A 26,824-nucleotide genomic window follows, 5' to 3' on the forward strand; every position below is an offset into this window, starting at 1 on the left:
CGCGGGCGGGGCCGAGGAATATCGCGTGCCCTGCCGTCGGCAAAGGAGCAGACTCGCTCCATGGCGGACATACAGGCGTTCCGGAACGCGGTCGGTGACTGGGCGAACGGCGGTCCCGGCAAGCCGGCGGGCGATCTCGCGGAGCTCCTGGGGCTGCGGACGGCGGTACTGCTGGAGGGCCCGAGCGACCTCGTGGCCGTCGAGGCGCTGGCCGAACGACGCGGCCGGGACCTCACCGCGGAGGGAGTGGGCGTGGTGTCGATGGGCGGGGCGATGAGCGTGGGGCGCCACGCCGGACTCCTCGGACCACCCGGCCTGGGCCTGCGCCTGACGGGATTGTGCGACGAACGCGAACAGCCCTTCTACGAGCGTGGGTTGGAGCGGGCCGGGGCGCCGCGGCAAGGCTTCTTCGTGTGTGTGGCGGACCTCGAGGAGGAACTCATCCGCGCGCTGGGCACGGCACGGGTGGAGGAGATCGTGCGGGCCGAAGGCGACCTGCGCGCCTGGCAGACCTTCCTGCACCAACCCGCACAGCACGATCGACCCCGGCACCGGCAGTTGCGTCGCTTCCTCGGCACGAAGAAGGGCCGCAAGATCCGCTACGGACGCCTCCTCGTCGAGGCTCTCGACCCCGAAGGGGCGCCGGCCCCGCTCGACGACCTCCTCGGGAGCCTGTGACCGAAGCGCGCCAGCGGGCCGACCAACCCAGCGGATGCGCGTCCCAGGGGGCTGCTCTAGCGTCGAAAGGGGAGGGAAGGCCCTGCCGGGCCGGTCCGGTGCGGGAGCCCGGACCCAATGGCCGCACGTCGGCCGCTTGCGCTCGGCACCGTTCCCACACGGATCCGGGACCTCCAGGCCCCGGGCCGCGCGATCATCTCGGAGAGCAGGTGCGTCCCATGCGCGCGTCGACCCGAATCGCAGGTGTCCTCACCGGCCTGACCCTCGCGCTCGGCGGAGCGGGCCTCATCGCCCCCGCCGCCCACGCGGACGTCACGGCCTGCATCAACCAGGTCGAGCGGGAGCTCCAGGGCGGCGAGGCCCCGGACTCGGTCCGGATGGCGTGTTACGTCGGATTGACGGGCGACCACGCACAGTGCGTCTCCGGCCTGACCGGAGGCGGCGTCACCAACGGAACCGCGGTCTCCGCCTGCCGGGTGGCCCCCGAGTAGGTCTTCCGCGACTCCCTGTACGGCCCGGGCTCGTTCGGCCCCGCACACGAGGGTGTGTGCGGGGCCGCACGGTCCCGCGCGGGACCGTGCGGTCACCGAGGGCCGTTCAGTCGTGCAGCAGGCTCTGCCAGTCCTGCGGGACCCGACCGGCCGGGCCCGGCGCCGGCTGGTCCGCCGGGTGGTCGCCCGGCGGCGTCAGCTCGGGCCCGGACTCGTACAGGGCGTTCTTGGCGTAGTCCCAGTACCACTCCTCACCCGGCTCGAAGCTCTGCACCACGGGATGACCGGTGGACTTCCAGTGGGCGGTGGCGTGCCGGGCGGGTGAGGAGTCGCAGCAGCCGATGTGGCCGCACTGGGCGCAGCGCCGCAGGTGGACCCACCAGCCGCCGGCCGCGTCGCACTCGACACAGCCGGTGCCGGAGGGCGGGGCGCTCGGGTCGATTCCGTCGATTCCGCTTGTTCCGGTCATGCGGACTCCTCTGTGGTCTCGGTGTCGGTGTCGGTGTCGGATCCGGCCTCGGTCCCGGCTACGGTCTCGACTTCGGTCTCGGCCTCCGGGGCGGTCAGGGGCAGCAGCACCTGGAAGCGGGTGTCACCCGGTTCGGACTCGACGTGGAGGCTTCCGTGGTGCTTGCTGACGACGATCCGCCAGGAGATGTCCAGACCGAGACCGGTGCCCTCACCGACCGGTTTGGTGGTGAAGAAGGGGTCGAAGATGCGGCTGCGGATGTCCGCGGGGATGCCCGGCCCGGTATCGCGGAACTCGACCAGCAACCGGTCCCCCTCGCGTGCCGTGCGGACCGTCAGCGTGCCGTCGCGCCCGGTGCTCCCGATGGCGAAGACGGCGTTGTCGACGAGGTTGGTCCACACCTGGTTGAGTTCCGCCGGGTAGGCGGGCACGTCCGGCACGGAGCGGTCGTACTCCTTGACCACCCGGACCCGGGAACCGATCTTTCCTGACAGCATCAGCAGGGTGCTGTCGAGGAGTTCGTGCACGTCGACGACCCGGTGCGGCGCGCGGTCGAGCTGGGAGTACTGCTTGGCGGCGTCCACGAGGTGGGAGATGCGGGTGGTGGAGTCGTCGATCTCGTCCAACAACAACTCTGTCTCGACCGTGTAGTTGAGCCAGCCGATGGCCCCGGGCAACACGTCCTCGGCCACGGTTGCCGCGACCTGTTCCAACCAGTCGATGTCGAGCCCGGCCTGTACGAAGGTCGGTGCGATCCGCCAGCCCTCCGGGATGCCGTGGTCGTCGAGCCAGTCGGCGAGTTCGTCCTCGCGGTCGGATGCCTCCAGGGGGCTCAACACCGGCGCCTTGGCGACACGTTCGGCGGTGCGGTCCTGGATCTCGATCAGGTCGGCGAGGGCCTCGCGGGAGTAGGGTCCCTGGGCGATGACCGCGAGCTTGTGGCGCATCTTGCCCACCCGTTCGCGCAGCGTCGCGGTGGCCCGGACGGCGGCCGCGGCCGGGTTGTTGAGTTCGTGGGTGAGTCCGGCGGACAGCGAGCCGAGCGCGAGCAGCCGTTCGCGCTGCCCGATGGCGCGCTGGGTGTTCTTCGAGCCGAAGAAGAGCCCCTCCAGCAGGTGGGCGGCCATCGGGAACCACTCCCGCATGACGTCCGCGAACGACTGTGCGGGCAGCACGAAGAACCGGGTCGGCTCCGTCACGCGCATCGAGTTGTTGTACGTCTGCGGCACCCGGTCGCCCAGATAGGCCTGCATGGCTCCCGAGTAGACGCCGCGCTGGGAGGTGCGGCTCACCTCGACGTCGTCGCCGCCGACCCGGCGGGACAGCACGACGGTGCCCTCGATCATCACGTAGAAGCAGGTCGCCGGGTCGCCCTCGGTGTACACGGGGCCGGCCTCGAACCGCTCCACCCCTCCCTCTCGGCACAGCCGTCCGAGTTGCTCCGGGGACAGCTTCTCGAACAGGAACAGCGAAGCGATCTCCTGCGGGCCGCAGGGCATGGCCTGCCCGCTCATGACTGCTCCAGGTACCGGTGGACGAGCATCACGGCCATGGCTCCCTCTCCGACGGCGGACGCGACGCGCTTCGCGGACCGGGCGCGCGCGTCGCCCGCCACGAAGACGCCGGGAACGTTGGTCTCCAGGTGGTAGGGCGGTCGGTCCAGTTCCCACTCGGCCGGCGGTCGTCCGTCCGGCGTGAGGTCCGGTCCGGCCAGGATGAACCCGCGCTCGTCGCGCAGCACCGTGCCGTCCAGCCAGTCGGTCAGCGGAGCCGCACCGATGAAGACGAACATCCACTGCGCGTCGACGAGTTCGGTCGCGCCGCTGTCCACGTCCCGGAGCGTCAGCTGCTCCAGGTGTCCGTCACCGTGCGCGGCCTCGACGACCGTCCGGGTGCGCACCGTGATGTTCGGCGCCTCTTCGATCTGCTGGATCAGGTAGTACGACATCGACGCCGTCAGGGACTCCCCGCGCACCAGCAGCGTCACCGACTTCGCGCCCCGTGCCAGGTACATGGCCGCCTGCCCGGCGGAGTTGGCGCCGCCGACGATGTACACGTCCTGTTCCAGGCAGGAGGCGGCCTCGGTGAGCGAGGAGCCGTAGTAGACCCCGCACCCGGTCAGGTCGTCGCAGCCCGGCGCCGTGAGCTGCCGGTACGAGACGCCGGTCGCCAGGATGACGCTGTGCGCCGCGACCGCCGAACCGTCGGAGAAACGGACGACGCGCGCCGAACCCTGGACCTCCAGGCCCGTGACCTCGCGCGCGGTGAGGATCTCGGCGCCGAACCTGCCGGCCTGGCGGCGGGCGCGTTCCGTGAGTTGCGCGCCCGACACGCCGTCCGGGAAACCGAGGTAGTTCTCGATGCGGGAGCTCTGTCCGGCCTGCCCGCCGGTCGCGGATCGCTCGACCAGTACCGTCCGCAGCCCTTCGGAGGCCCCGTACACGGCCGAGCCCAGCCCGGCCGGTCCCCCGCCGATCACGACGAGGTCGTAGAAGTCCGCGGCCGGTGTCGTCGCGAGTCCCACTCGGGCGGCCAGCTCGGCCGCCTGCGGCTCGATCAGCACGGCGCCGTCCGGAGTCACCACCAGCGGCAGTCGCTGCCCGTCGGCCCCGGCCGCCTCCAGCAACCGCCGCCCCTCGGGCTCGTCGGAGGAGTACCAGCGGTACGGAACCTGGTTGCGGGCGAGGAACTCCCTTATGTCGGAGGAGCGCGCCGACCAACGGTGCCCGATCACCTTGGTGGCGGGCACCGGCTTGTGGTCGCTGGAGCGCCAGGCCACCAGCAGGTCGTCGATGACCGGGTAGAGCTTCTCTTCGGGCGGGTCCCACGGCTTGAGCAGGTAGTGGTCGAGGTCCACGACGTTGATCGCGTCGATCGCCGCATTGGTGTCGGCGTACGCGGTCAACAGCACGCGCCGCGCGCCCGGGTACACGCTCAGGGCCTGTTCGAGGAACTCGATGCCGTTCATCTGCGGCATGCGGTAGTCGGCCAGGATCACGGCCACCAGGTCGCCGCGCAGCTTCAGCTCGCGCAGCGCGTCCAGGGCGGACCCACCGGACTCGGCACGCACGATCCGGTAGGTGGCGCCGTAGCGGCGCCTGAGGTCACGGGCGATGGCGCGGGACACTCCCGGGTCGTCGTCCACGGTCAGGATGACGGTCCGCGCCGTCTCGGCGACCTCTGCCATACGTCCTCTTCCACCCCGAGTACCAGGGGCACGGCAAGCCGCCCGCGCCGGTTCTCGCCCATCGTATGTTCGATCGTCCGGGGTCGCCCCGGGACGCCGTGGACTGTGCACTCCCGGTACACATGGGGTCGCCCACGGTCAAGCGGGGGGGGGCGTCCCGGGCTCCGGCCGGTCGCGCTCCGTCACACGTGTGTCCGGCCTCGTGCGGGTGCGCGGGCCACGTGCGTCCGGCCTCGTACGGGTGCGCCGGCCCCGGTCTGGCCGAAAACCCGGTGCTTCCGGGGGCGACCGCCTGCACGGCGCCGACCGGTACACGGCCTCCGCGTACGGGGCCGGATCGTCCGGCCGGCGTCGACCCGCCCGGGCGGCGGCGGCTGGCTCCGTGTCCGGCGCACGGGACGCGCCGCGCGGCGTTGACCTGGGCGGACCGAGCCGGCAGCGGCATCTCCCACCCGCCGCGCCGTCGGTCGAGATTGCTCCGTGACACCCGTCCCGCGAAGGGCCCGCCGGGCCGGCGCGGCGCTTCTCGGCGTCCTCCGCCGGTCCCGCTCCGGACCTCGTCTCCGGGCCGAAACACCACGGGTGGGAGCCCCAAACACCGCTACGGGACAGATCACCGCATCGAGGTAACACCGCCTGCTTTCGGGGACCGATCGGGTGCACCGGCCGTTAACGTGCTCAGGGATCCGGGTGGATTGCCCACATATTCGCCCCCCCTTTTCTTCTTTCACCGGTGCCGTGGACGTGCGCCGACGCACCGCCCTTCCGAAGGAGAACCTGCCCGATGACCGTGGACACGAGCCCCGAGACACAGTCGGAACCCCGGCAGAGCAGCCTGGGTACGGCGGCTGCCCGCAACCTTGCCACCACGACCAAGTCCGCCCCTCAGATGCAGGAGATCACCTCCCGGTGGCTGCTGAGGATGCTCCCCTGGGTGGAGACCAAGGGCGGCACGTATCGGGTGAACCGCCGGCTGAGCTACACCGTCGGCGACGGGCGCATCGAATTCGTCCAGGACGGGGCTCACGTCCGGGTGATCCCCCGCGAGCTCGGCGAACTCGCCCTGCTGCGCGACTTCGACGACGTGGACGTGCTGACCGCGCTCGCCGGCCGTTGTGTCCAGCGGGACTTCCGCGCCGGTGAGGTGTTGGTCGAGCGCGGCACCCCGGCGGAACAGATCCACCTGATCGCCCATGGTCGGGTCGGCCAGACCTCCGTGGGGAAGTACGGTGACGAGGTCGCCCTGGCCGTGCTTGCCGACGGCGACCGGTTCGGCGAGCACGCCTTGTTGGACGCCGACGCCCGCTGGGAACACACCGCGACCGCCGAGACGGCCGGCACCCTGCTCACCCTGTCGCGCGCGGACTTCGACGCCGTGCTGGCCACGGCACCACAACTCCAGTCGCACGTACAGCGGTTCGCGTCCCTCCCCCTCCAACGGCAGAACCGGCACGGCGAGGCCGAGATCGCGATGTCGGCCGGCCACACCGGCGAAGCCGAACTGCCCGGCGCCTTCGTCGACTACGAACTCAACCCGCGCGAGTACGAGCTCTCCATCGCCCAGACCGTCCTGCGGGTCCACACCAGGGTCGCCGACCTCTACAACGAGCCGATGAACCAGACCGAGGAGCAGCTCAGGCTGGTCATCGAGGCGCTGCGGGAGCGCCAGGAACACGAGTTGATCAACAACCGCGAGTTCGGTCTGCTGCACAACGCCGCGTTCAAGCAGCGGATCCAGACCCATTCCGGTCCCGCCACCCCGGACGACCTCGACGAGTTGCTGTGCCGCCGCCGCGGATCGAAGTTCTTCCTCGCCCACCCGAAGGCCATCGCCGCGATCGGGCGCGAGTTCAACGCGCGCGGGCTGTATCCGGATCACGTCGACCTCGGCGGGCAGCAGGTACCGGCCTGGCGCGGGGTCCCCATCCTGCCGTGCAGCAAGATCCCCATCAGCAAGGAGAACACCACCTCGATCCTCGTGATGCGAACCGGTGAGGACAAGCAGGGCGTCATCGGTCTGCACCAGACCGGTCTGCCGGAGGAGTACGAGCCGGGCCTGTCGGTGCGCTTCATGGGAATCGACGAGCGGTCGATCATCTCGTACCTGGTGAGCACCTACTACTCCGCCGCCATCCTGGTGCCCGACGCGCTGGGCGTGCTGGAGAACGTACAGATCGCCCGCAGGCACGGATAGGTCGTCGACCGTGCCCGGGAACCGGAACGACCCACCACCTCACCAGGAACCCAAGGAGCTTCGGATGCCCGAGCCCGGGCCTTCCCCCCGGCAGTCGAGCCTGCCCGCCGCCGCGGTCCACTTCGGGACCCACGGTCACGGCCGGGGCATCGAGGCCTTCGGCGGCGGCCGGCCCGCCCTCCCGTCGGCGCCCGCTCCTTCGGCCCGTCCCCTCCCCTCGGCGCCCGCACCGTTCTCGGCCCCCACCCTGCCACCCCTCCCGGCGCCGGCCGAGGTCGCCGTGCCCGCAACCGTGCCCGTCGCCGTACCCGAACCCACACCGGCTCTGCGGCGCATCCTTCGCGGGCCCAGCGGCCTGGGCACGGCGGGGCTGTATCCGACGCGCGGCGAGGAGGCGTCCGCGCCTTCCGAGTCGGCCCCCGCGGGCCATCCGATCCCCGGTCTCCTCTACCACCCGGTACCGGAACCCGACCCGGTGCGGGTCGAGGAGGTCGGGCGCAGGATCAAGGCGTGGGCGGTGGACGAGGTCGAGCTGTTCCCCGCTGACTGGGAGGACCAGTTCGACGGCTTCTCGCTCGGCCGGTACATGGTCGCCTGTCACCCGGACGCGCCGACCGTCGACCACGTGATGATCGCGACCCGGCTGATGGCCGCCGAGAACGCCCTCGACGACTGCTACTGCGAGGACCACGGGGGCTCTCCCGTCGGCCTCGGCGGACGCCTCCTGCTGGCGCACACCGCTCTCGATCCCCTCCACACGACGCCGGAGTACCAGCCGGCGTGGGCGGAGTCGCTCCATTGCGACGCCCCGCGGCGCGGTTACCGCTCGGCCATGGAGTACTTCGTGCGGGAGGCGAGCCCCTCCCAGGCCGACCGGTACCGGCACGACATGGCCCGGCTCCACCTCGGGTACCTCGCCGAGGCCGCGTGGGCCCAGACGGATTACGTCCCGGAGGTGTGGGAGTACCTGGCGATGCGGCAGTTCAACAACTTCCGCCCCTGCCCCACCATCACCGACACCGTGGGCGGCTACGAACTCCCGGCGGACCTGCACGCGCAGCCGGCCCTGCAACGGATCATCGCGCTCGCCGGCAACGCCACCACCATCGTCAACGACTTGTACTCGTACACCAAGGAACTCGCCGCCCCGGGCCTCCACTTGAACCTCCCCGTGGTGATCGCCGAGCGCGAGAACCTGTCGGCGCGAGACGCCTACTTGAAGGCGGTCGAGGTCCACAACGACCTCATGCGCTCCTTCGAGGGCGCGGCCGCCGACCTCGCCGCGCAACTGCCCGATCCCGGCCTGCTGCGCTTCCTGCGGGGCGTGGCCGCCTGGGTCGACGGCAACCACTACTGGCACCAGACCAACACCTACCGCTACAGCCTGCCCGACTTCTGGTAAGGACGGATCCACCTGTGACCAGCACCGATCTCAGCATCGCCCCCGCTTCCGCGTTCGTTCCCGGCCCGGCGACGCCCTATCAGGGTGACATCGCCCGCTACTGGGACCACGAGGCCCGGCCGGTGAACCTGCGTCTCGGCGATGTGGACGGGCTCTACCACCACCACTACGGCATCGGGGACGTCGACCACGCGGCCCTCGGAGACACCGCCGACGGCGAGTACGAGAAGAGGTTGATCGCCGAACTCCACCGCTTGGAGTCCGCACAGACCGAGGTCCTCCTCGACCACCTCGGTCCCATCGGGAACACGGACACGCTCGTGGACGCCGGCTGTGGTCGCGGCGGCTCGATGGTCATGGCCCACCAGCGGTTCGGGTGTGATGTCGAGGGCGTCACCCTGTCGGCGAAGCAGGCCGAGTTCGCGAACCGGCGCGCCCGAGAGCTGGGCATGGAGAACTCGGTCCAGGCCCGCGTCTGCAACATGCTCGACATGCCCTTCGAGACGGGTCGGGCCGCGGCCTCGTGGAACAACGAGTCGAGCATGTACGTCGACCTCCACGACCTCTTCGCGGAACACGCACGTGTGCTCGGCGTCGGCGGCCGGTACGTGACGATCACCGGGTGCTGGAACCCCCGTTACGGCCAGCCCTCGAAGTGGGTGTCGCAGATCAACGCGCACTTCGAGTGCAACATCCACTCCCGCCGCGAGTACATGCGCGCGATGGCCGACAACCGACTCGTGCCGCAGGCCGTCATCGACCTGACGGCCGCGACCCTGCCGTACTGGGAGGCACGGGCGACTTCCTCCCTGGTCACCGGCATCGAGGAGGCGTTCATCAACTCCTACAAGGACGGCTCCTTCCAGTACCTCCTGATCGCGGCCGACCGCGTCTGAGGCCGGCGCGGGACGGAAGTGACCGGTCGGGCCCGTCACCCACGGGCCCGGCCGCGTCCCCGGGCCGCGACGCGTGCAGACGCACCCTTGCCGGTCGGGGGCCACGACCTGCGCGGCCGCACGGGTTGGGGGCCGCGCGGGTTGAGGTTCCGCGAACGGGGTGGATGTCCGAGAAATGGGCACTGGCTGGGTGTGGAGCATACGGAGGACAGGACCGAGGGGACGCCGCGGCTGCTGCGGGGTTTGACCGTGGACACGAGCAGGCCGGAGCAGCCGGTGCTGCTCGACGGCGCCGGGAACCCGATCGAGACGTGGCGGGAGAACTACCCGTACGACCACAAGATCGGTCGGGCGGAGTACGAGCGGCGCAAGCGGGTGCTGCAGATCGAGATGCTGAAGTTGCAGCGTTGGGTTCGCGAGAGCGGCCAACGGCTGGTGGTGGTCTGCGAGGGCCGGGACGCGGCGGGCAAGGGCGGCACGATCAAGCGGTTCACCGAGCGCCTCAACCCCCGGGGTGCGCGCGTGGTCGCTCTGGGCACGCCCACCGAGACCGAGGCGAGCCAGTGGTACTTCCAACGCTACGTCGCACATCTCCCCGCGGCCGGGGAGATCGTGTTCTTCGACCGGTCCTGGTACAACCGGGCCGGCGTCGAGCGGGTCATGGGATTCTGCGAGAAGGAGCAGTACCAGCTGTTCCTCCGCCAGTGTCCCGACTTCGAGCGGATGCTGGTGGAGGACGGGCTGCTGTTGGTCAAGTTCTGGTTCTCGGTCTCCCGCGCCGAGCAGCACACCCGGTTCGCGATCCGCCAGGTCGACCCCGTGCGCCAGTGGAAGCTCTCCCCCGTCGATCTCCAGTCGCTGGACCGGTGGCACGACTACACGGCCGCGAAGGTCGACATGTTCCGGGCCACCGACACCACTCACGCGCCGTGGACCGTGGTGAAGAGCAACGACAAGCGGCGCGGCAGGATCGAGGCCATGCGGAGCCTGCTCTCGCGGTTCGACTACGACAGCCGGGACCAGGACGCGATCGGCGAGGCCGATCCGCTCATCGTGGGTGCGGCGGGAACCCTGCTGGAACCGGGCGAGGAGGACACCGACCTCTCGCCGACCCCGCTTTCCCATCCGGGTGGCCGAAGGGGCGAGCACCCGGACGATTGAAGCCGGACCGCCCGTTCGGGCGGAAGACCCTGCCGACCGCGGGACTCGGCGTCCTCGCATGTCGTGAACGGCGTGGAGCGTCGTGCGTGCCTACTGTCGGCAGGAAGAGAGAGGCGGAGCCGCACGTCTGCGCGCGCACCGCCGCCGACGCGAAGGACCGCCTGGGATGAACCGACACGATGACGACCGAACCGGCGCCGACTCGGGCAACGAGCGCCCGAGCGGAGTGAGCGACGAGACGGTGGAGGCGCTGGGAGCCCTGTCCAAGGCGCTGGAGACCACGGAGCGAGCCCGCGGCCACCTCTACGGATTCCACCAGCTCACCGGAACGGCCGACTTCGAACTCGACGACGCGGTCCGGCTTCTGCATCGCGCGGGCCATCACCGGGAAGCCGAAGCGGTCCGACGCGAGATCCTCGGGCGCAACGTCATCCCCGGCCACTGGACCTTCCAGATCATCGAGGCCTACAACGCGACGTACCACCGCCCCTTCGCCGAACTCGAACAGCAGATCGTGCGCGATCTCGCCGGGGGTCGGGACCACCTCTTCGAAGCCCAGCTGAAGGCGCGGCGCCGCACCACGGGCCATCCGGCCCACACCCCGGGGCCCAAGAGCGCGGATACCGACTGAGCGGATGCCGGGTCGTCGGGGATGCCGGGACGTGTGGGATGGCCGAGGCTGGGAAGTCGACGGGATGTACCCCCCGTAAACGGACATGGAGGGCAGTCGTGGCTGCGCACGGAACCAACCCCCCGCACCAAGTCGCTTCCGGCATCCCGGCGACCGGTACCCATCCGGCCGATGCGCGGCCGGTCGATGCGCATCACTCGCGCATCGCGCTGCGCGTCAACGGTTCGGATCACGTCCTCGACGTGGACCACCGCGTCACCCTCCTCGACGCCCTGCGCGAGCGGCTCGATCTGACCGGGTCGAAGAAGGGCTGCGACCACGGCCAGTGCGGCGCGTGCACCGTCCTCGTGGACGGCCGGCGCGCCAACAGTTGTCTGCTGTTCGCCGTGGCCCAGGACGGGGCCGAGGTCACCACCGTCGAGGGTCTCGCCGACGACGACGGCTCGCTTCACCCGCTCCAGGAGGCATTCCTGGAGCACGACGCCTTCCAGTGCGGCTACTGCACCCCCGGCCAGCTGTGCTCCGCGCTCGGGATGCTCCGGGAAGCCGCGGCCGGTCATCCCTCGCACGTCACCGAGCCCGCTGCGGCGGCGACCGGCCCTGTCGTCCTCACTCCCGAAGAGGTTCGGGAACGGCTCAGCGGCAACCTCTGCCGCTGCGGGGCCTACAACGGGATCGTCGACGCCGTCTCGGAGGTCGGCGCCCGCTCCGCCCCGGCGAAGGGCCCCGCATCCGGCCCCGGCCCGAACAAGGACGCCGACCCGGCCGGGAGCCCCGCCCCGAGCACCACCTCGCGTCCGGACGTGATCGTGTGAAGCCCTTCGCCTACGTACGGGCCACCAGCCTCCAGGAAGCCGCGGACGCCCACGCCCGCCACCCCGGCTCCCGCTACCTCGGTGGCGGCACCAACCTCGTCGACCTCATGAAGCACGATGTCGAGACCCCGGGCACCCTGATCGACCTCACGCGGTTGCCCCTCCACGAGGTCGAGGAGCAACCCGCGGGGGCGCTCCGCGTGGGAGCCCTCGTACCCAACAGCGAGCTGGCCGCGCATCCCCTCGTACGGTCGCGCTACCCCGCGCTGTCCCAGGCCCTGCTCGCCGGCGCGTCGGGGCAGTTGCGCAATGTCGCCACCACCGGCGGGAACCTGCTCCAGCGCACCCGGTGCCCGTACTTCCAGGACGTGTCCAAGCCCTGCAACAAGCGCGAGCCCGGCACCGGCTGCGGCGCCCGCGACGGCGTCCACCGCGACCACGCCGTACTGGGCCATTCGGAGCAGTGCATCGCCACGCACCCCTCCGACATGGCGGTGGCCCTCGCCGCCCTCGACGCCGAGATCGAGCTGTACGGGGGCGAGCAGGGCACTCGGAGGGTGCCCGCGACGGAGTTCCACCGGCTGCCCGGCGAGGAGCCCGAGCGGGACACCGTCATCCGGCCGGGGGAGATCATCACCGCCGTGGTGCTGCCGCCCGCGTCCCCCGGCGCCGTCTCGCTCTACCGCAAGGCCCGGGACCGGGCCTCGTACGCCTTCGCGCTGGCCTCGGTGGCCGCCGTGCTCGAGCTCGACGACGGCCGTGTCCGGCACGTCGCGCTCGCCTTCGGGGGGCTCGCCCACCGGCCTTGGCGCGCCACGACCGCCGAGGAGCGGCTGATCGGCGCCGAGCCCACCGACGACGCGGTGCGGGAGGCCGTCGAAGCCGAGCTGGCCCGGGCCCGGCCCCTGCGCGACAACGCGTTCAAGGTGCCTCTCGCCCACCGCCTCGCCTGCGACGTGCTCGGCGGCCTGATCCGTTCAGCCGGGGCACAGCCTCCCGTCCCCCGAACATCGTGACCCGCCCGCACCGATCAGGAGAGGGAGCCGCCATGCGCCCCACCACCGCCCTCGGCAGCCCCGCCCCCCGGCGGGAGGGGCGTGAGAAGCTCACGGGAGCCGCCCGCTACGCCGCCGAGCACACACCGCCCCGCTGTGCGTACGCGTGGCCCGTGCCCGCCACCGTCGCCCGCGGCCGCGTCACCGCCGTCGACGACACGGCCGCCACGGCCCTGCCCGGCGTGATCGGCGTGCTGTCCCCGTACAACGCGCCGCGCCTGGGTCCCTCGGACGACCCGACCCTCCAGCTGCTCCAAGACTTCCGGGTCCCCCACCGCGGCTGGTACGTGGCCGTCGCGATCGCCGAGACGCTGGAGGCCGCGCGGGCCGCCGCGTCAGCGGTCCGGGTCACCTACGAGACGGAGCCGCACGACGTCACCCTCACCGTCGACCATCCCGACGCCTACACCCCCGAGGAGGCCAACGGCGGCCACCCCGCCCACCGTGAGCAGGGCGACCCGGACGCGGCGCTGTCGGCGGCACCCGTACAGGTCGACTGCGCCTACGCGGTGTCGCCGTTGCACAACCACCCGATGGAACCGCACGCCGCGACCGCCGACTGGGACGCGGAGAGCGGGCACCTGACCGTGTACGACTCCAGTCAGGGGGGCGGCGCGGTACGGGAGGCGCTGGCCGGCCTGTTCAAGCTGCCCGAGGGGGACGTCACCGTCGTCTCCGAGCACGTGGGTGGGGGGTTCGGCTCCAAGGGCACCCCGCGACCGCACGTGGTGCTGGCGGCGATGGCCGCGCGCCACTGCGAGCGGCCCGTCAAACTCTCCCTTCCGCGTGGACAACTGCCCGCGACGGTCGGTCACCGCGCGCCGACCCTGCACCGGATCCGGCTGGGCGCCCGCGCGGACGGGACCCTCACCGCGCTGACGCACGAGGTCACCACGCACACCTCCCGCGTCCGCGAGTTCGTCGAGCAGGCGGCCGTGCCGGCCCGTGTCATGTACGCCGTACCCGACATCCGCACCACTCACCGCGCCGTCGCCCTGGACGTGCCCACCCCGTCCTGGATGCGGGCCCCCGGGGAGGCTCCGGGCATGTACGCGCTGGAATCGGCGATGGACGAACTGGCCGACGCGCTCGGCATCGACCCGGTGGAGCTGCGCCTGCGCAACGAGCCCTCCACCGAGCCCGACAGCGGTCGCCCCTTCAGCAGCCGCCACCTGGTGGAGTGCCTGCGCGAGGGCGCGGAGCGGTTCGGCTGGGCGGGGCGCGGCGCTCCGCACCGGGACGGGGCGTTCCTCGTAGGGTCCGGGGTGGCCGCGGCCACCTATCCCGTGCTCGTCGCGCCCTCGAGCGCCCGTGTGCACGCCCTCCCCGAAGGCGGTTACCTCGTCGAGGTCAACGCCACCGACATCGGAACGGGCGCGCGCACCGTGCTGGCCCAGGTGGCCGCCGACGCCCTGCGGGTACCGCTCGACGCCGTGTCGATCGCCATCGGGCACACCGGCCTGCCCGCCGGTCCGCTCGCCGGCGGATCCTCGGGCACCGCCTCCTGGGGGTGGGCCGTGCACGACGCCTGCGCCGCCCTGACCGCGCGCCTGGAACGCCACCGGGGCCCGCTGCCGGACGAGGGGTTGTCCGCGTCGGCGGACACCACCCAGTCGGCCAAGCAGAAGTCCCCGTACGCCCGGCACGCCTTCGGCGCGCACTTCGCCGAGGTACGGGTCGACGCGGTCACCGGGGAGGTCCGGGTGAGCCGCCTGCTGGGTGTCTTCGCCGCGGGGCACATCCTCAACCCGCGCACCGCGCGTTCCCAGTTCAAGGGCGGCATGGTCATGGGGATCGGCATGGCGCTGACGGAACACAGCACCATGGACGCGACCTTCGGCGACTTCACCGAGAACGACCTGGCCGGCTACCACGTGCCGGCGCACGCCGACGTGCCGATCCTGGAGGCGCACTGGATCGACGAACACGACAAGCACCTCAATCCGATGGGCAGCAAGGGCATCGGCGAGATCGGGATCGTCGGGACCGCGGCGGCTATCGGCAACGCCGTCAGTCACGCCACGGGTCGGCGCCTGCGCGAACTTCCCTTGACGCCGGACCGCGTACTGGCGGCACTCGACCGAAGCGAGTGAGACCGGAGGGACGCGGGGCGGTCGCGGCGGACACGCCACCCGCCCCGCCGCCCGTTGAAACACGGGTGGGGGGTGTCCACCCTCCGGGGTGGACACCCCCCACACCGTGCGGGACGGACCGGTTCAGGCGGGGCGACCGCCGAACGGGGCACCGGTGCCGTAGTACGTGCCCAGCTCCGCGTTGTAGCCCGCGTCGCCGAGGTGCCTGTCCCGGTCGAACTCGGGTGCGTTCTTGATCTGCTCCTTGGTCCTGTCGACGTGGATCTTCCGCTCCTCCACGTCGATCCGGCTGATGGTCCCGGCCGGCAGCAGGACCTCCTTGCCGAAGATCCACGGACCGGTGTCGACCACGAGGTACGAGGAACCGACCTCGTCGGAGTGCTTGTCCACCTTGCCGATGGAACCGTCCGCGGCCTCGACCTTGTAGCCCGTCAGATCGGCACCGGTCTGTCGGCCGGACGTCTCGCGGTAACCCCACACGTTGTCGGACATGAGAACAACTCCTTCACACTCGTCGGTGGCGACGGACACGTCCGCCGAGAAGCCGCCTGCCCTCGAAGATCCGGTCCACACGGGTGGGGGCACCGCTCGTTCGGCTGACCTCCGTCCGGCCTGCCTTGACGCGGGCCGGCCGTCCGGCGCAGCCGTCACACAAGCGCGGCCAGAGACTCAGTCGGCGCTCAGTCGGTCTCCCGGAACTCCGCGGAACGTATTGCGGTAGGCGCGCGGTGACACGCCCAGGGCCTCCCTGAAGTGCCGGCGCAGCGCCGTACCGGTCCCGAAGCCGGAGCCGGAGGCGATCCGGTCCACCGGCTCGTCGGTCCGCGCCGGCAGGCGCCGTGCGTGCGGCACCGCTGCTCGGTCAGCCGGCGCAGCGGGGTCACGCCCGTCTCCACCTGGAAGCGCCGGCTCAGTGTCCGCACACTCATCGACGCCTCCCGGGCCAGGTCCCGCGGAGCCAGGGGTTCCCCCAGGTGACCGAGGGCGTAGGCCCGGGCGGCGGCCGTCGTCACGACCGCGTCGACCCTGCTCGCCCTCATCGGCGTCTTCAACGTGGTGGGCGCCATCGGTTCCGGCCGGCTCACCGACCGCGTGGACTCGTGCCGCCTGCCGGCCGCCTACTTCGCCCTGCGCGGCGTCCTGCTCCTGCTGCTTCCCCTCATCAGGGCCGCCACGGTCAACGCGACCATGATGGTCTTCGTCGTCGCCCTCGGCATTCTCGACCTCGCCACCGTGCCTCCCGTCGTCGCCCTGTGCCGGTCCTTCCACGGCGAGGACAGCGCCATCGTCTTCGGCTGGATCAACACGGCCCACCAGATCGGGGCCGCCCTCGCCGCCCTTCTCGGCGGTGTCGTCCGGGACGCCTTCGGCAGCTAGGACCCGGTGTGGTTCGCCCTGGGCGCCGCCTGCGCCGGGGCCGCGCTGGTCTCCATGCTCCTCCGCACCACGGGACCCCGGCCCCCGTGCGGGAACGGCCCGCGTCGCGGAACGGGGCGGGCTCAGCCCTCGGGCGGCACGGGCGCGGGTTCGGCAGGCTCGTGACCGCCTCCGGAGCCGGGTACCCGCCACATCAGCCAGAGGGTCGGCCCTCCTCCCGGCAGCTGGATCTCGCCGGTGACGCGAAAGCCGAACCGCTCGTAGAAGGGAACGTTCGAGGCCTTGCTGGACTCCAGGTAGGCCGGTTCGCCGAGGCGGTCGCAGTGGGCCAACTGCTCGCGCACGAGGGCGGAACCGACTCCCGTTCCCTGGAACGCCGGGTCGGTTCCCAAGGTGGGCAGGTACCAGTGGGGCCCTTCGGGGTGGCTTTCGTGCAGGGTGTTCTCCACCTCGGCCGCCCGCCGCAACCCGCGTACGCCGAACGCGCGCGCGTAGCCGGGAAGGGCCACCAGTTCCCGCGCCGCGGAGGGCTGCCAGCGGCCCGGACCCGACCACAGTGCGGCCGCCAACAGGTCTCCCCCGCGCGTCGCGGCCACCCGGACGGCGCCGGCGCGCGGGCGCTGCTGCCGCGAGATCAGCTTGAAGAACCGGGAGGTCCCGCGCGCCCGGTGGGAGGGTTCGGGGAACATCCAGGCCATCACCGGGTCGTCGGCGAAGGACCTGGCCAGGAGCGCGGCTACCGCGCCCGATTCGGCGGGGCGCGCGCACCGGATCCCGTACCCGGCGGACGGCAGCACTGTACGTACGTTCATGGGGCCACGGTAGGCAGTGCGGCTGGGGCACCCCGCCGCGCTTCGACGGACACGCCGGACACGCCTGCCGGACGGCCCCACGACCGGGGGTCCCGGGTCCGCCGACGGGTCAGCCGACGGCCGACGATCAGGGCCTCGCCCGAGCACGTAAGGAATTCGTCATCACGAGGGACCCGCCGCGCGGGTCGTTCATCGCATTGAATGCGGTGGGACGGATCAACGTGATCACGACGAGGGAGCGGCAGTGGGAGACAGGAAGCGGCGCGGACGGTTGATCGCCGGGGCACTGATCGTGGCCGGGGCCGTGTTGGGGATCGGGCTGTACTGGCTCCAGCCGTGGAAGCTCTGGCAGAACGAGACCGTCAGCGAGGCGCTCCCGACGGCGGGCCCCACGAACTCCGCCGCCCCGACCTCCGGTGCCGGTGGCGCCGCAGGTTCCGGTGCCGGTACCGGTGTCGGTGTCGGTGTCGGTGTCGGTCCACAGATCCTCGCCCAGGGCTCGCTGATCAGCCACGAGCACACCACCACGGGCACGGCGCGGCTCATCCGCCTCCCCGACGGCTCCCGTACGCTGCGCCTGGAGAACCTCGACACCAGCAACGGCCCCGACCTGCGGGTCTGGCTGACCGACGCCCCGGTCAAGGAGGGGACGGCCGGCTGGCGCGTGTTCGACGACGGCAAGTTCGTCAGCCTGGGCAAGCTCAAGGGCAACAAGGGCGACCAGAACTACGCGGTCCCCGCCGAGCTGAACCTCTCCGACTACAGCAGCGTCACCATCTGGTGCGACCGCTTCGACGTCTCGTTCGGTGCGGCCGAACTGGCCGGCGCCTGACCGCCCTCGCCACCCGCCCACACGCACACGCACACGCCCACACACGCGCCGCGCTGCACGCCAAGCGCGCCTTCCGCGGTGAAACCCGCTCCTCCGGGTAACGGAAGGAAGACCAGCCGCAACGCACGGAGGAGAAGAGACTGATGGCGTCTTCATTGCTCGAAGCTGTCGACATCAAGGCACCTGTCTCGGTGAGTTGGGCGCTCTGGAAGGACGTCGAGCGGTGGCCTTCGTTCCTCAGCCACGTCAAGCACGTCGAACGCGTCGACTCGCGGACGTTCGTCTGGCAGGTGTCCCTGCCGGGCGCCGACAAGAGCTTCGTGGCGGAACTCACCGAGGTGATTCCGCAGGAGCGCATCGCCTGGCGTACGACCGAGGGGGTCCACCACGCGGGTGTGGTCACCTTCCACCGGCTCAGTGAGACGGAGAGCCGGGTGACGCTTCAGATCGAGTACGACCCCAAGGGATTCGTGGAGCACTTGGGCGCCCTCACCAACCTCGACTCGACCTTGGCCAACTACGACCTGGGCGAGTTCCAGCGGATGGCCGAGCAACGGGCCCGAACCTGACGGGTCGCACGCGTCCGCGGGCAGATCCGGCAGGTGCCGGGCCGTGCCTCGAATGGGCCCGTCCGGAGTAGAGCAGTACCGATACTTCAGGTCGGGCGCCGGGCCATTGGGGTGATCTGCCATTGCCTGTAGGGCACTTCGAGCGTTCTCGGGTCGGACGCGGCACCCCTCGTGACGCGTCGTTCCGAGATCCATGGGAGTCATCATGCGCATGCGTTCCGCTCTGACCGCGACCGTTCTCGCCGCCGGAATCCTGCTGGGTGGCGCCGGGGCCGCCCTGGCGGACGGCGCGGGCGTCGAAGGAGAGTACTTCTCCGGAGGCGCGTCGCGTTTCCAGTCCGACTGCTCCTCGGCCGCGGCGATTCCGGCGCAGTTCGGCCCGGTCTTCACCCACTCGTGTGCGGTCGAGGCCGAGCGCGAGCACGCCGAGTTCGGGCACTTCACCGGCTTCGGTTCCGGTCACTGACGCTCATGGCTTCCCGGGGGCCCCGCCCATGGCGGGGCCCCCGACGCGTCACCGCGCACCGTGGGTGACTCCACGGTCACTGTCGGCAGGACCCGCTCCCCGCGCCGGCCCGCACGCCGTCACGCCGTCACGCCGTCACGCCGTCACCTCAGCCTGCCGACCGGGTCGGGCTCCCGGCGTGCCGGCGTGGGCGCTCCCCCGCACTCTGGACACATGGCTACAGACGGACTGCGCGTGATCGTGGACCCGCCCGACGAGCACGGCGGACGCCGGGTCCTGGTCGACGGGAAGATCCTCGGCACCGCCCTCGGCCCCGCCGATGTCCTCGAATTCCTGCGCCGGGCCGGACTCGACCCGGACGAGGTCGCGCCCTACGGCGCGGGCCTCGTCGATTGGCAAGGGGGCGGCCCCGCGGAATGGGGCGCACGCTAGGTCGTCTCTTTCGGATCGTGTCGGTCGCGGTCGCGGTGTCCGGTGCCGTGCCTGGCAAGGCGGAGGGGACCCGTGTACTGGACGTACTCGGGTACCCCGACAACGCCGCCAGGGGCGGTACCGGGCGCCGCGGCCCCGGCAAGATCCGAAAGAGACGGCCTAGGCCTGTGGGGCCCGGTCTGGCCCTCGCCACGTTCGCGGAAGCCCGGCAGCGGCAATTACCCGTGAGGTAATCGCGCCGCCCGACCACCCCGGCTACGTTCTGGTCGTCGCTCACGCCCCCGGAACGAAGGAGCCCCGCGGTGCCCGCTTACGGCTTCGCTCATCTCCGCAGCCGCCGGAACCACTCCGACATCATCGAGTACCTGGAGCGCATCCAGGCGACCCTCGACCCCTTCGCCGGCCGCTTCGTCATCCACGGTCCGCCGGTCGACGTCGTGGAGGGGACGTGGCCCGGCAGCATGGTGCTGATCGAGTTCCCCGGCCTGGCCGAAGCCCGCGCCTGGTACGACTCCCCCGCCTACCGGGCCATCCTGCGCTTGCGGACCGATCACATCGAAGGCGACGTGCTGCTGATCGAGGGCGTCGGCCCGAACTACGACCCGGCCGAGCGCGCTCGTGCAGTGCGAACAGAAGCAGTGCGCACAGACGCCGTGCACACAGACGCCGTGCGCACAGAAGCAGGCCGAGCGGGGCGCCCGTAGCACGTGGCCTCTTCGGGGCCGCAAGCGATTTCCGACGACGCGACCCCCGCACCCGCCGATTCCGGCCAACCTCTCCCGTGTCCGCGCCCGGGAGCCCGACGGCACCCGAACACGATCAGCTGCCACGCCAAGGGGGCCGTCGCCACGAGGTCGGCCAGATCCCGCTGCTCCCGCCGCCGGCCTGCGCTCTACTCACTCCCTCCAGTTCCCCCGCGATCCCGCGACCCCGCGACCGCCGCTGCGCACACCGCGCCTGCGGTCCGGTGTCCCCTGCGCGGACGCGGGCGAACCGGCCTCCGAGTCAACCTGGTTGAAGGGGAATCGAGATGCCCGAGCAGCAGGCCGAGACAGTGAAGACCGCCGCGCCACCGGCCCCTCCGGAGTTCAAGTACACCTGGGGCCGGCACAACGAGACCATGGAGTCGCTGACGCTCGGGCAGATGGCCCGCCGTGTTCCCGCCGCCCTGCGACAGACCGCACGGCTCGCCCTCGCCGTCAACCGCACCGCCTTCCACGTGTTGGTCGCCGCCCAGGTCCTGGGCGGGATCTGCACGGCGGCAGCCCTGGCGGCGGTCTCCCGGGCGATGGTGCCGCTCCTGGCCGGCGACGGCGTCCAGGATCGGATCGCGGCGGCCCTCTGGCCGCTGGTCATCGCCGCGGCGATGACCGCGCTCGGCGCGCTGGCCTCCCTCGCCTCCGGCAGCGCGGCCCGTCGCCTCAACCCCGGTATGGCCACCCTCGCCGACCTCGCCATGGTCGACGCCCACATGGACGTCGAGCTCGCCGCCTACGACGCCCCCGACTTCACCGAGAGGTCCGAGGCCGCCGAGACCGGATCCGCCCGCTCCGCCATGCTCCTCCAGGATGCCCTCGGGTTCACCGGTGGCCTCATCGACATGATCGCCGTGGCGTCGGTGCTCGCCGTGGTCCATCCCGTCCTGCTGCCGCTGCTCCTGCTGTCGGTGGTGCCCCGCGGGCTCGGATCGGTGTATGCCGCCCGCCTCGACTACCGGCTCCACAACCAGACGATCGCCTCCCGCAACATCAAGCACATGATGCGCTGGCACCTGACCACCCCGAAGCTCGCCGACGAGCTGCGCGGCAACAGCATGCGGCCGTACGCGCACCACTGGTACGCGGCCGTCTGTGAGCGCATCGATTCCAAGATGGTCGGCTCGGCGCCCCGTTACCTCGTCGTCCATTTGATCGCCGCCACCGCCTCGGGTGTCTTCGTGGTGGCGACGTACGGGGCACTGGCCGGGCTCGTCGTCGGCGGGTACATGGCCATCGCGGCCGCCGGTACGGCGATCGTCGCCATGCGGACCTCGACCGCGGCCCTTTCGCAGCTCGTCGTCTACGGGGCGGCCATGTTCCAGCACGCGCTGTACCTCGGCGACTACACCGCCTTCGTCGAGGAGGCCGCCGAGAAGTCGGGGCCGCGCGGCCCGCAGGTGATGGAGGCCGCGCCGGAGAAGATCCGGCTGGAGGAGGCCGGTTACACCTACCCCGGCAAGGACGCTCCGGCGCTCGGGCCGATCTCCCTCACCCTCTCGCGGGGCGAGGTCGTCGCCGTCATCGGGGAGAACGGCGCGGGGAAGTCCACCCTGATCCGCCTGTTGACCTCGCTGACGGCGCCGACCTCCGGCACCGTCGCCTGGGACGGCGTCCCGACCTCCGACGCCGATCAGCGCAGCGCCTGGCGACACGTCGGCCTCGTCACCCAGTCGTACGGGCACTGGCCGTTCTCCGCACGCGAGAACATCACGCTCGGCCGGCCTGATCCGCGCGGTGAGCAGGCCGTCTGGGACGCCTTGGACGCCGTGGGCATGCGGTCGGCCGTAGAGGCATTCCCGAACGGTCTGGACACTCTCCTGGCCCGCTCGTTCTGGGGCGGGCACGAGCCCTCCGGCGGCCAGTGGCAACGTCTGGCGTGCGGGCGGGCGTTCCACCGGAAGCCGGGTCTGTTGGTCATGGACGAGCCGACGAGCGCGATGGATCCGCGTGGGGAGCACATGGTGTTCTCCGGTCTGCGGGAGATGAAGCAGGACCGGATCACCGTGATCGTCACGCACCGGCTGGAGAACTGCCGACTGGCCGACCGCATCGTCGTCCTGGACGGCGGTCGGATCGTCGAACAGGGTTCGTTCGACGAGCTCGCGAACCTGGAGGGGGGCCGGTTCCACGAGTTGTACGCGCTCTCCCAGGACCGCTGACCTCGTGGGCTGTCGCTTCGGGTTCACCTCGCCGGGGGCCTGACACCACTCGTGTTCCGAGCCGTCCACGGCGACGTGGTGGACGGAGCACGGGCGGTGCCCTCGTCGGCGCGGGCTGCGACCACACCGCCCCGGCCGGTCAGTGGCGGCCGGGGTCCGCGACCGCTCCCGCTCGGCTGGGCTCGGGTACCGACTCCCTCAGTTCGGCGAGGAGTTCGCTCTGGCCGACCAGCAGCTCGGTCAGGATGCGGCGAGCCGCGCGGAGGAGTTCGGCGACGTCACCGCCGGCCAGGGCGTAGCTGACGGTCGAACCGTCGCGCATGGAGACGACGATGCCCGAGCGGCGCAGTACGCCCAGTTGTTGGGAGAGGTTGGAAGCCTCTATGTCGATCTCGGCCAGGAGTTCGCGTACGGGCATCGGTCCGCTCTGCAGGAGTTCGAGGACACGGATGCGGACGGGGTGCCCGAGCATCCGGAAGAACTCGGCCTTCGCCTGGTAGAGGGGGACCTGCATTCCCACGAGTGCTCCTGCCGTCGAGGGGACATGGGGGCGTCGGCGGGGCGCCCGCCGCTCTCCAGCCTTCCGCCCGGCGGGCCCACGCGTGCCGCGTATGAACAGTTTCGGATGTGCCGAGTTGAAGACTTCTTCAACTCGTGGGCATGCGTGGGCCCCTGGGCATCGGTGTCTAGAGCTCCAGCGCTTCCTCGATGCGCTTGAGCTGGTGGCGGGCCATGGCCAGGTTGGAGTTGCGCTTGTCCAGGACCACGTACAGGAACAGACCGGTGGTCCCGCGGCCCTTGAGCAGCCTGATCAGGTGGTACTGGCTGCCGAGGGTGATGAGCAGGTCCTCGATGTCGTCCTGTAAACCCAGCATCTCCATGGTCCGGTTCTTCGCCCGGATCACGTCCGTGTTCCCGGCGGCGGCGACCAACAGGTCGAGGTCCTTGCCCCCGCCGAGGGTTCCCAGTGCCATGCCGCTGGTGTAGTCGACCAGCGCGACACCCAGCGCGCCCTCGATCGAGGTCATCGTCTCCTTCAAGGAGACTTCCACATTCGCCATCGTCGCCCTCTTCCTCACTGCTCTTCGTCGATGCGTCGACGCCCGGCACCCGCGTGGCTGCCCACCGCGGGACCGGGCTGTTTGCGCTCACCACGCTAGTGATCGTGCGCGGCGACGGGAGCGGAACAGAGCGTTTGGCGCGTTTTCCCCCTCAGCCCGGCGTGTGGTTCACCGCACGCCGAGGGTGAACGAGGCCCGGTAGCCGGCCCCGTCGGCGACCGGGCTGAGCGTCAGGAGCTTCCCCTTCGCCGCGAAGCGGTCGTCACGGGTGTTGGGGTGGGCCGGGGCCTTGCGGCGGGAGTACGGCTCGCGCCGGTACACCTGGCGCAACAGGTCCTCCGGCAGGAACAGTTGGGTGGCGGCCTCGGTGCGTGCGTCGGGGTGCACCTTGACGTGGACGTGCGGGGCGATGTGGGCGTACCAGCCGGGCACGATCGTCCGGAAGGACACCTTGCCGGAGGCGTCGGTGAGCTGGGTGCCGCGCAGGAACGTGGCGCCGTCGGCCGAGTACTTACCGAGGGCGTCCGCCTGCCAGACGTCCACGGCGACGCCGGCCAGGGGCCGGCATCCCCGCGCGGCGCGCACCACGGTCAGGTCAAGGCGCAGCGGCACGCCACCTCGGTCCTCCACGATGTCCGGGCGGACCTGCGCGTCGGGGACGTAGTAGGGGCCTTCGCCGGACTCCGGCGACAGGACGCAGGCGGGTGCGGCCGTCGGCGCGGTCGCGGTGCCCGCCGACACGGTGACCGGTACGGCGTCGACCCGGTCGGGGGGACCGGCCTTGGTCGTGCTGCCCGCACAGCCCGAGGCGAGGGCCGCGACGCCGGCCGATCCGGCGGCCAGCAGGACCGCGCGACGGCTCGTCGAGGACGGATCGGTTTCGGCCATGGGGCACCCCCGGGGAGTTACGGCGTCGTGGACGGTTCCACCCTCCCCCACCGCGGGCCTCCGCTGCCCCAGCCTCACTCGAAGTGCCACCCGTACGCTGCACCGGCCCTCGTGGGGACTCCGCCTTGCGGGTGACGCACCCCTACGGACGATCCCGGTACCGGGGACCGGCGGACGAGGCACCGGGGTGTGCCTGCTCGGCCTGCCGCGGTGAGTGGTGCTCGGGGAAGAGGTGGCGGATGCCGGTGAGGTGCAGCATGCGTTCCAGGAAGGGGGGTGCGTTGTCCAGGTGGAGCCGTACGGCGCCGGTGGTGGTCTTCCGGTGGATCATCAGGAGGGTGGCGATCCCCGTCGAATCGCAGAACTGCAACCCCGCGCAGTCGAGGTGCAGGTCGGTCGGGTGCGGGTGGGCGTCGAGGGACTGTTCGGCACCTCGTGCCAGTTCGTCGCTGGTGTCGTAGTCCAGGTCACCGGCGAGGTGGAGACGTGCGGTACCCGACCCGGCTTCGACGGTGAGGCTCAAGGAGGAGGGGGGCGGGGGGTTCATGCGGCTGCTCCGGGGAGTGTGCCTGCCGGTCCCGGTGCGCCGTGCGGGCCGGGTGGAGGGAGCGGGCGGGTGGGCGGTGGGCTGTGCGGGCGCCGATGTCCGGCTGTGGTGTCTTCCGTGTGGCGATCACGCTGTGTACCTACCCCGGGTGTGACCGTTCACCGCGCTCAGGTGGGTGGTCAGGGGTGCGGTGATCGCGACGACGGCCATGTCGTCGTGGGCACCGTTGCGCAGCCATTGGGACGCGAGCATCTGGACGCGTTCGACGACGGCCTCGGCAGGCATGTCCGTGCAGTGCGACAGGGCTCGCTTCAGGCGTTCCTCGCCGAACAGTTCGTCGCCCAGCGGCCCTCCGCGGGCCTCGGTGAACCCGTCGGTGTAGAGCAGGCAGGTCTCGCCAGGGTCCAGCATGACCTCGACGGTGTGGGCCTCGATGGTGTCGAGGGCTCCGATCAGGGTGCCGTGGGTGGGAACCTCCTCGACGCCGCCGTCCGTATGGAGCACCAGCGGGCTGGGGTGGCCGGCGGAGGTGAGCCGCAGTCGCACCTGGTTCTCGGTCCGCTGGACCGAGGCCAACACCATGGTCGCGAAGCGGGCGTGGTGGGACGTGAGGAGTGCGCCGTTGAGGAGCTGGAGCATCCGCTCGTGGTCTTCGGCCATGGGTGTCAGCGCCTGCAGCGTGTTGCGGATCTTTCCCGTCAGGATGGCGGCGTCCAGGCCCTTGCCGCACACGTCGCCGAGGACCACCAGTGAGGCTTCGGTGTCAGTGCTGCCGGGGTGGATGTCGTAGAAGTCGCCTCCCACCCGTTCACTGGCGTCGGCGGGCCGGTAGCCGCCCGCGAACTCCACCCCGTGGAGCCGGCGCAGCCGGGGAGGCAGCAGGTCGCGCATCAGGGTCCGGGTTATGGCGCTCTGCTCGCTGTAGAGCCGGGAGGCGGACAGGGCGGCGCCGGCCCGGGCGGCGAACAGTCGGGCGAACACCTCCTCGTTCTCGCTGAACTCGGAGCGGTCCGTGCCGCGGAGCAGCACCATCGCTCCGGCGGGCACGCCGTGGCCGGGCAGCGGGGTGACGACGACCGACCGGATCGGCCCGGTGAAGCCGGACGGGAGGATCCAGTCGGGCAGGGTCGCGGGATCGATCCAGCGCGAGGGCGCCGGCGGGAACCCTTGCAGCGCCTCGCTGAGCCCGGGGACCTGTGCCGGATCCGCCGCGATCAGGGTGCGGGTGACGTCCTGGCCCGCGACGGCATGGGCGAGGGGCAGTTTGCGGCCGGACGTCGGGGTGACCACGATCGCCACGTCCGCGAGGTACTGGGCGGCCAACCGCGCGGTGGCCAGCATGCACCGGTCGGAGTTGAGCGAGGCGAGCAGGATGTTGGAGGCCTCCGCGAGGAACCTGGTGCGCTCCCGTTCCGTGGCGAGCGCCTCCTCGGCCCGTCGTCGGTCCGTGTCGTCGACGAGCCACCACACCACGAGTTCGTCCCGGCCCCGGGTCGCGTGGGCCGCGTAGCTCTGCGCCGAGATCCGCCCCGAAACGGAGGGGAGGCTCCCCGGATCAGGGGAGCCCCGGGCCGGCAGTCGGGTGTGCGCGACCGCTTCCTCGTGGCCCCTCGCCAGCCAGGCGGGGACCACGTCCGGCATGCGCGCCCCGGGCAGCGCGCCCGCCAGCAGGAGGGTGGCCGCGGGGTTCGCCTCCACGACGGTACCGGCCTCGTCGGCCACGATCACGGGACAGGGCGCCAGCTCCCAGAGGTCGGGCCGGGGGCGACGTTGAGTCCTCGTGACGGAGATTCCCTCGGTAGAGGCCATGAAGGGGGGCCCGCCTGCGGCGAACCTCACCACCTTCCCACT

28 protein-coding genes are annotated in these 26,824 nt (G+C 71.4%); 17 read left to right on the top strand and 11 right to left on the bottom strand.

All coding sequences use genetic code 11. The features are described 5' to 3' along the window. The first annotated feature begins 60 nt into the window (after positions 1-60). Together ACIRO3_RS05245 and ACIRO3_RS05250 are read left to right on the top strand one after the other, a co-directional pair. Positions 61-678, top strand: a complete 618-nt coding sequence (locus tag ACIRO3_RS05245; protein ID WP_404132630.1) for a TOPRIM nucleotidyl transferase/hydrolase domain-containing protein — start codon at positions 61-63, stop codon at positions 676-678. Between the two features lie 218 nt (positions 679-896). Then, positions 897-1,169 (top strand): hypothetical protein, encoded by a 273-nt coding sequence (locus tag ACIRO3_RS05250; RefSeq protein WP_361782519.1) that lies wholly within the window; start codon positions 897-899, stop codon positions 1,167-1,169. A gap of 106 nt (positions 1,170-1,275) precedes the next feature. Here ACIRO3_RS05250 and ACIRO3_RS05255 read toward each other — a convergent pair whose 3' ends face one another. Genes ACIRO3_RS05255 through ACIRO3_RS05265 form a run of 3 tightly spaced genes read right to left on the bottom strand, consistent with a single transcriptional unit; the run spans position 1,276 to position 4,825 of the window. Beyond that, a complete protein-coding gene (locus ACIRO3_RS05255) occupies positions 1,276-1,638 on the bottom strand; it encodes a UBP-type zinc finger domain-containing protein (RefSeq protein ID WP_404132633.1) in 363 nt (120 codons plus the stop codon). Then, complete coding sequence (locus ACIRO3_RS05260; RefSeq protein WP_404132636.1) at positions 1,635-3,152, bottom strand: ATP-binding protein; 1,518 nt, start codon at positions 3,150-3,152, stop codon at positions 1,635-1,637. Before ACIRO3_RS05260 ends, ACIRO3_RS05255 begins: the two co-directional genes overlap by 4 nt. Further along, entirely contained in the window at positions 3,149-4,825 is a 1,677-nt protein-coding gene (locus ACIRO3_RS05265) for an FAD-dependent oxidoreductase (protein ID WP_404132639.1), read from the bottom strand. The genes ACIRO3_RS05260 and ACIRO3_RS05265 overlap by 4 nt, the downstream gene beginning before the upstream one ends. 784 nt (positions 4,826-5,609) lie before the next feature. Here ACIRO3_RS05265 and ACIRO3_RS05270 point away from each other — a divergent pair. From ACIRO3_RS05270 to ACIRO3_RS05305, 8 genes are all read left to right on the top strand, one after another. After that, entirely contained in the window at positions 5,610-7,019 is a 1,410-nt protein-coding gene (locus ACIRO3_RS05270; protein WP_365997014.1) for a family 2B encapsulin nanocompartment shell protein, read from the top strand. Positions 7,020-7,083: 64 nt separating this feature from the next. Next, positions 7,084-8,421, top strand: coding sequence for a family 2 encapsulin nanocompartment cargo protein terpene cyclase (locus ACIRO3_RS05275; RefSeq protein ID WP_404132643.1), 1,338 nt, complete (start codon positions 7,084-7,086; stop codon positions 8,419-8,421). A 14-nt stretch (positions 8,422-8,435) separates the two neighbouring features. After that, positions 8,436-9,317, top strand: coding sequence for a geranyl diphosphate 2-C-methyltransferase (locus tag ACIRO3_RS05280; RefSeq protein ID WP_404132646.1), 882 nt, complete (start codon positions 8,436-8,438; stop codon positions 9,315-9,317). A 249-nt stretch (positions 9,318-9,566) separates the two neighbouring features. Then, complete coding sequence (ppk2, locus tag ACIRO3_RS05285; RefSeq protein ID WP_404132649.1) at positions 9,567-10,478, top strand: polyphosphate kinase 2; 912 nt, start codon at positions 9,567-9,569, stop codon at positions 10,476-10,478. 166 nt (positions 10,479-10,644) lie between these two features. Then, a complete protein-coding gene (locus tag ACIRO3_RS05290; protein ID WP_404132652.1) occupies positions 10,645-11,109 on the top strand; it encodes a hypothetical protein in 465 nt (154 codons plus the stop codon). A 38-nt stretch (positions 11,110-11,147) separates the two neighbouring features. Then, positions 11,148-11,924, top strand: a complete 777-nt coding sequence (locus tag ACIRO3_RS05295) for a 2Fe-2S iron-sulfur cluster-binding protein (protein WP_404132655.1) — start codon at positions 11,148-11,150, stop codon at positions 11,922-11,924. Beyond that, entirely contained in the window at positions 11,921-12,940 is a 1,020-nt protein-coding gene (locus ACIRO3_RS05300; RefSeq protein WP_404132659.1) for an FAD binding domain-containing protein, read from the top strand. Before ACIRO3_RS05295 ends, ACIRO3_RS05300 begins: the two co-directional genes overlap by 4 nt. A gap of 32 nt (positions 12,941-12,972) precedes the next feature. Further along, positions 12,973-15,072, top strand: coding sequence for a xanthine dehydrogenase family protein molybdopterin-binding subunit (locus ACIRO3_RS05305; protein WP_404132662.1), 2,100 nt, complete (start codon positions 12,973-12,975; stop codon positions 15,070-15,072). 123 nt (positions 15,073-15,195) lie between these two features. On the opposite strand, the gene ACIRO3_RS05310 is transcribed toward ACIRO3_RS05305, so the two are convergent. Further along, positions 15,196-15,564 (bottom strand): PRC-barrel domain-containing protein, encoded by a 369-nt coding sequence (locus ACIRO3_RS05310; protein WP_404132664.1) that lies wholly within the window; start codon positions 15,562-15,564, stop codon positions 15,196-15,198. Between the two features lie 177 nt (positions 15,565-15,741). Then, a complete protein-coding gene (locus tag ACIRO3_RS05315; protein ID WP_404132667.1) occupies positions 15,742-15,924 on the bottom strand; it encodes a helix-turn-helix domain-containing protein in 183 nt (60 codons plus the stop codon). A gap of 201 nt (positions 15,925-16,125) precedes the next feature. On the opposite strand from ACIRO3_RS05315, the gene ACIRO3_RS05320 reads away from it, so the two are divergent. Beyond that, positions 16,126-16,449, top strand: a complete 324-nt coding sequence (locus ACIRO3_RS05320; RefSeq protein WP_404132669.1) for a hypothetical protein — start codon at positions 16,126-16,128, stop codon at positions 16,447-16,449. 122 nt (positions 16,450-16,571) lie between these two features. On the opposite strand, the gene ACIRO3_RS05325 is transcribed toward ACIRO3_RS05320, so the two are convergent. Then, complete coding sequence (locus ACIRO3_RS05325; protein WP_404132671.1) at positions 16,572-17,261, bottom strand: GNAT family N-acetyltransferase; 690 nt, start codon at positions 17,259-17,261, stop codon at positions 16,572-16,574. A gap of 244 nt (positions 17,262-17,505) precedes the next feature. Between ACIRO3_RS05325 and ACIRO3_RS05330 the strand changes: the two genes are divergently transcribed. The 6 genes from ACIRO3_RS05330 (at position 17,506) to ACIRO3_RS05355 (ending at position 22,477) form a co-directional block, all read left to right on the top strand. Beyond that, on the top strand, positions 17,506-18,093 hold the full coding sequence (locus tag ACIRO3_RS05330; protein ID WP_404132673.1) for a DM13 domain-containing protein: 588 nt from the start codon (positions 17,506-17,508) through the stop codon (positions 18,091-18,093). 143 nt (positions 18,094-18,236) lie between these two features. Beyond that, positions 18,237-18,662: an SRPBCC family protein gene (locus ACIRO3_RS05335; protein ID WP_404132676.1), complete on the top strand. Its 426-nt coding sequence runs from the start codon at positions 18,237-18,239 to the stop codon at positions 18,660-18,662. Between the two features lie 211 nt (positions 18,663-18,873). Continuing rightward, a complete protein-coding gene (locus tag ACIRO3_RS05340; RefSeq protein ID WP_404132679.1) occupies positions 18,874-19,128 on the top strand; it encodes a hypothetical protein in 255 nt (84 codons plus the stop codon). Between the two features lie 213 nt (positions 19,129-19,341). After that, positions 19,342-19,560, top strand: a complete 219-nt coding sequence (locus ACIRO3_RS05345) for a hypothetical protein (protein ID WP_404132681.1) — start codon at positions 19,342-19,344, stop codon at positions 19,558-19,560. A gap of 302 nt (positions 19,561-19,862) precedes the next feature. Continuing rightward, positions 19,863-20,264, top strand: a complete 402-nt coding sequence (locus ACIRO3_RS05350; protein ID WP_404132684.1) for a DUF1330 domain-containing protein — start codon at positions 19,863-19,865, stop codon at positions 20,262-20,264. Positions 20,265-20,590: 326 nt separating this feature from the next. Continuing rightward, positions 20,591-22,477: an ATP-binding cassette domain-containing protein gene (locus ACIRO3_RS05355; protein WP_404132687.1), complete on the top strand. Its 1,887-nt coding sequence runs from the start codon at positions 20,591-20,593 to the stop codon at positions 22,475-22,477. 139 nt (positions 22,478-22,616) lie between these two features. Here the strand turns inward: ACIRO3_RS05355 and ACIRO3_RS05360 are convergent, their stop codons facing one another. The 5 genes from ACIRO3_RS05360 to ACIRO3_RS05380 form a co-directional block, all read right to left on the bottom strand. After that, positions 22,617-22,991 (bottom strand): metalloregulator ArsR/SmtB family transcription factor, encoded by a 375-nt coding sequence (locus tag ACIRO3_RS05360; protein WP_365997214.1) that lies wholly within the window; start codon positions 22,989-22,991, stop codon positions 22,617-22,619. 172 nt (positions 22,992-23,163) lie between these two features. Beyond that, on the bottom strand, positions 23,164-23,538 hold the full coding sequence (locus ACIRO3_RS05365; RefSeq protein ID WP_267829128.1) for a hypothetical protein: 375 nt from the start codon (positions 23,536-23,538) through the stop codon (positions 23,164-23,166). A gap of 168 nt (positions 23,539-23,706) precedes the next feature. Then, positions 23,707-24,426: an intradiol ring-cleavage dioxygenase gene (locus ACIRO3_RS05370; protein WP_404132691.1), complete on the bottom strand. Its 720-nt coding sequence runs from the start codon at positions 24,424-24,426 to the stop codon at positions 23,707-23,709. A 142-nt stretch (positions 24,427-24,568) separates the two neighbouring features. Then, positions 24,569-24,973, bottom strand: a complete 405-nt coding sequence (locus tag ACIRO3_RS05375; RefSeq protein WP_404132693.1) for an STAS domain-containing protein — start codon at positions 24,971-24,973, stop codon at positions 24,569-24,571. Positions 24,974-25,099: 126 nt separating this feature from the next. After that, the gene (locus tag ACIRO3_RS05380) at positions 25,100-26,782 is read right to left on the bottom strand and encodes a SpoIIE family protein phosphatase (protein WP_404132695.1); all 1,683 of its coding nucleotides are present in this window, start codon (positions 26,780-26,782) and stop codon (positions 25,100-25,102) included. Positions 26,783-26,824: the final 42 nt, after the last annotated feature.

This window comes from Streptomyces sp. NPDC102278 (assembly GCF_044766345.1).
Lineage (GTDB): Bacteria > Actinomycetota > Actinomycetes > Streptomycetales > Streptomycetaceae > Streptomyces.

Bases quoted from the DNA above. Each gene is read 5' to 3' on its own strand.
- ACIRO3_RS05245 (WP_404132630.1), top strand. From the start codon at position 61: ATGGCGGACATACAGGCGTTCCGGAACGCGGTCGGTGACTGGGCGAAC.
- ACIRO3_RS05250 (WP_361782519.1), top strand. From the start codon at position 897: ATGCGCGCGTCGACCCGAATCGCAGGTGTCCTCACCGGCCTGACCCTC.
- ACIRO3_RS05255 (WP_404132633.1), bottom strand. From the start codon at position 1,638: ATGACCGGAACAAGCGGAATCGACGGAATCGACCCGAGCGCCCCGCCC.
- ACIRO3_RS05260 (WP_404132636.1), bottom strand. From the start codon at position 3,152: ATGAGCGGGCAGGCCATGCCCTGCGGCCCGCAGGAGATCGCTTCGCTG.
- ACIRO3_RS05265 (WP_404132639.1), bottom strand. From the start codon at position 4,825: ATGGCAGAGGTCGCCGAGACGGCGCGGACCGTCATCCTGACCGTGGAC.
- ACIRO3_RS05270 (WP_365997014.1), top strand. From the start codon at position 5,610: ATGACCGTGGACACGAGCCCCGAGACACAGTCGGAACCCCGGCAGAGC.
- ACIRO3_RS05275 (WP_404132643.1), top strand. From the start codon at position 7,084: ATGCCCGAGCCCGGGCCTTCCCCCCGGCAGTCGAGCCTGCCCGCCGCC.
- ACIRO3_RS05290 (WP_404132652.1), top strand. From the start codon at position 10,645: ATGAACCGACACGATGACGACCGAACCGGCGCCGACTCGGGCAACGAG.
- ACIRO3_RS05295 (WP_404132655.1), top strand. From the start codon at position 11,148: ATGGCCGAGGCTGGGAAGTCGACGGGATGTACCCCCCGTAAACGGACA.
- ACIRO3_RS05305 (WP_404132662.1), top strand. From the start codon at position 12,973: ATGCGCCCCACCACCGCCCTCGGCAGCCCCGCCCCCCGGCGGGAGGGG.
- ACIRO3_RS05310 (WP_404132664.1), bottom strand. From the start codon at position 15,564: ATGTCCGACAACGTGTGGGGTTACCGCGAGACGTCCGGCCGACAGACC.
- ACIRO3_RS05325 (WP_404132671.1), bottom strand. From the start codon at position 17,261: ATGAACGTACGTACAGTGCTGCCGTCCGCCGGGTACGGGATCCGGTGC.
- ACIRO3_RS05335 (WP_404132676.1), top strand. From the start codon at position 18,237: ATGGCGTCTTCATTGCTCGAAGCTGTCGACATCAAGGCACCTGTCTCG.
- ACIRO3_RS05340 (WP_404132679.1), top strand. From the start codon at position 18,874: ATGCGTTCCGCTCTGACCGCGACCGTTCTCGCCGCCGGAATCCTGCTG.
- ACIRO3_RS05345 (WP_404132681.1), top strand. From the start codon at position 19,342: ATGGCTACAGACGGACTGCGCGTGATCGTGGACCCGCCCGACGAGCAC.
- ACIRO3_RS05355 (WP_404132687.1), top strand. From the start codon at position 20,591: ATGCCCGAGCAGCAGGCCGAGACAGTGAAGACCGCCGCGCCACCGGCC.
- ACIRO3_RS05360 (WP_365997214.1), bottom strand. From the start codon at position 22,991: ATGCAGGTCCCCCTCTACCAGGCGAAGGCCGAGTTCTTCCGGATGCTC.
- ACIRO3_RS05365 (WP_267829128.1), bottom strand. From the start codon at position 23,538: ATGGCGAATGTGGAAGTCTCCTTGAAGGAGACGATGACCTCGATCGAG.
- ACIRO3_RS05370 (WP_404132691.1), bottom strand. From the start codon at position 24,426: ATGGCCGAAACCGATCCGTCCTCGACGAGCCGTCGCGCGGTCCTGCTG.
- ACIRO3_RS05375 (WP_404132693.1), bottom strand. From the start codon at position 24,973: ATGAACCCCCCGCCCCCCTCCTCCTTGAGCCTCACCGTCGAAGCCGGG.
- ACIRO3_RS05380 (WP_404132695.1), bottom strand. From the start codon at position 26,782: ATGGCCTCTACCGAGGGAATCTCCGTCACGAGGACTCAACGTCGCCCC.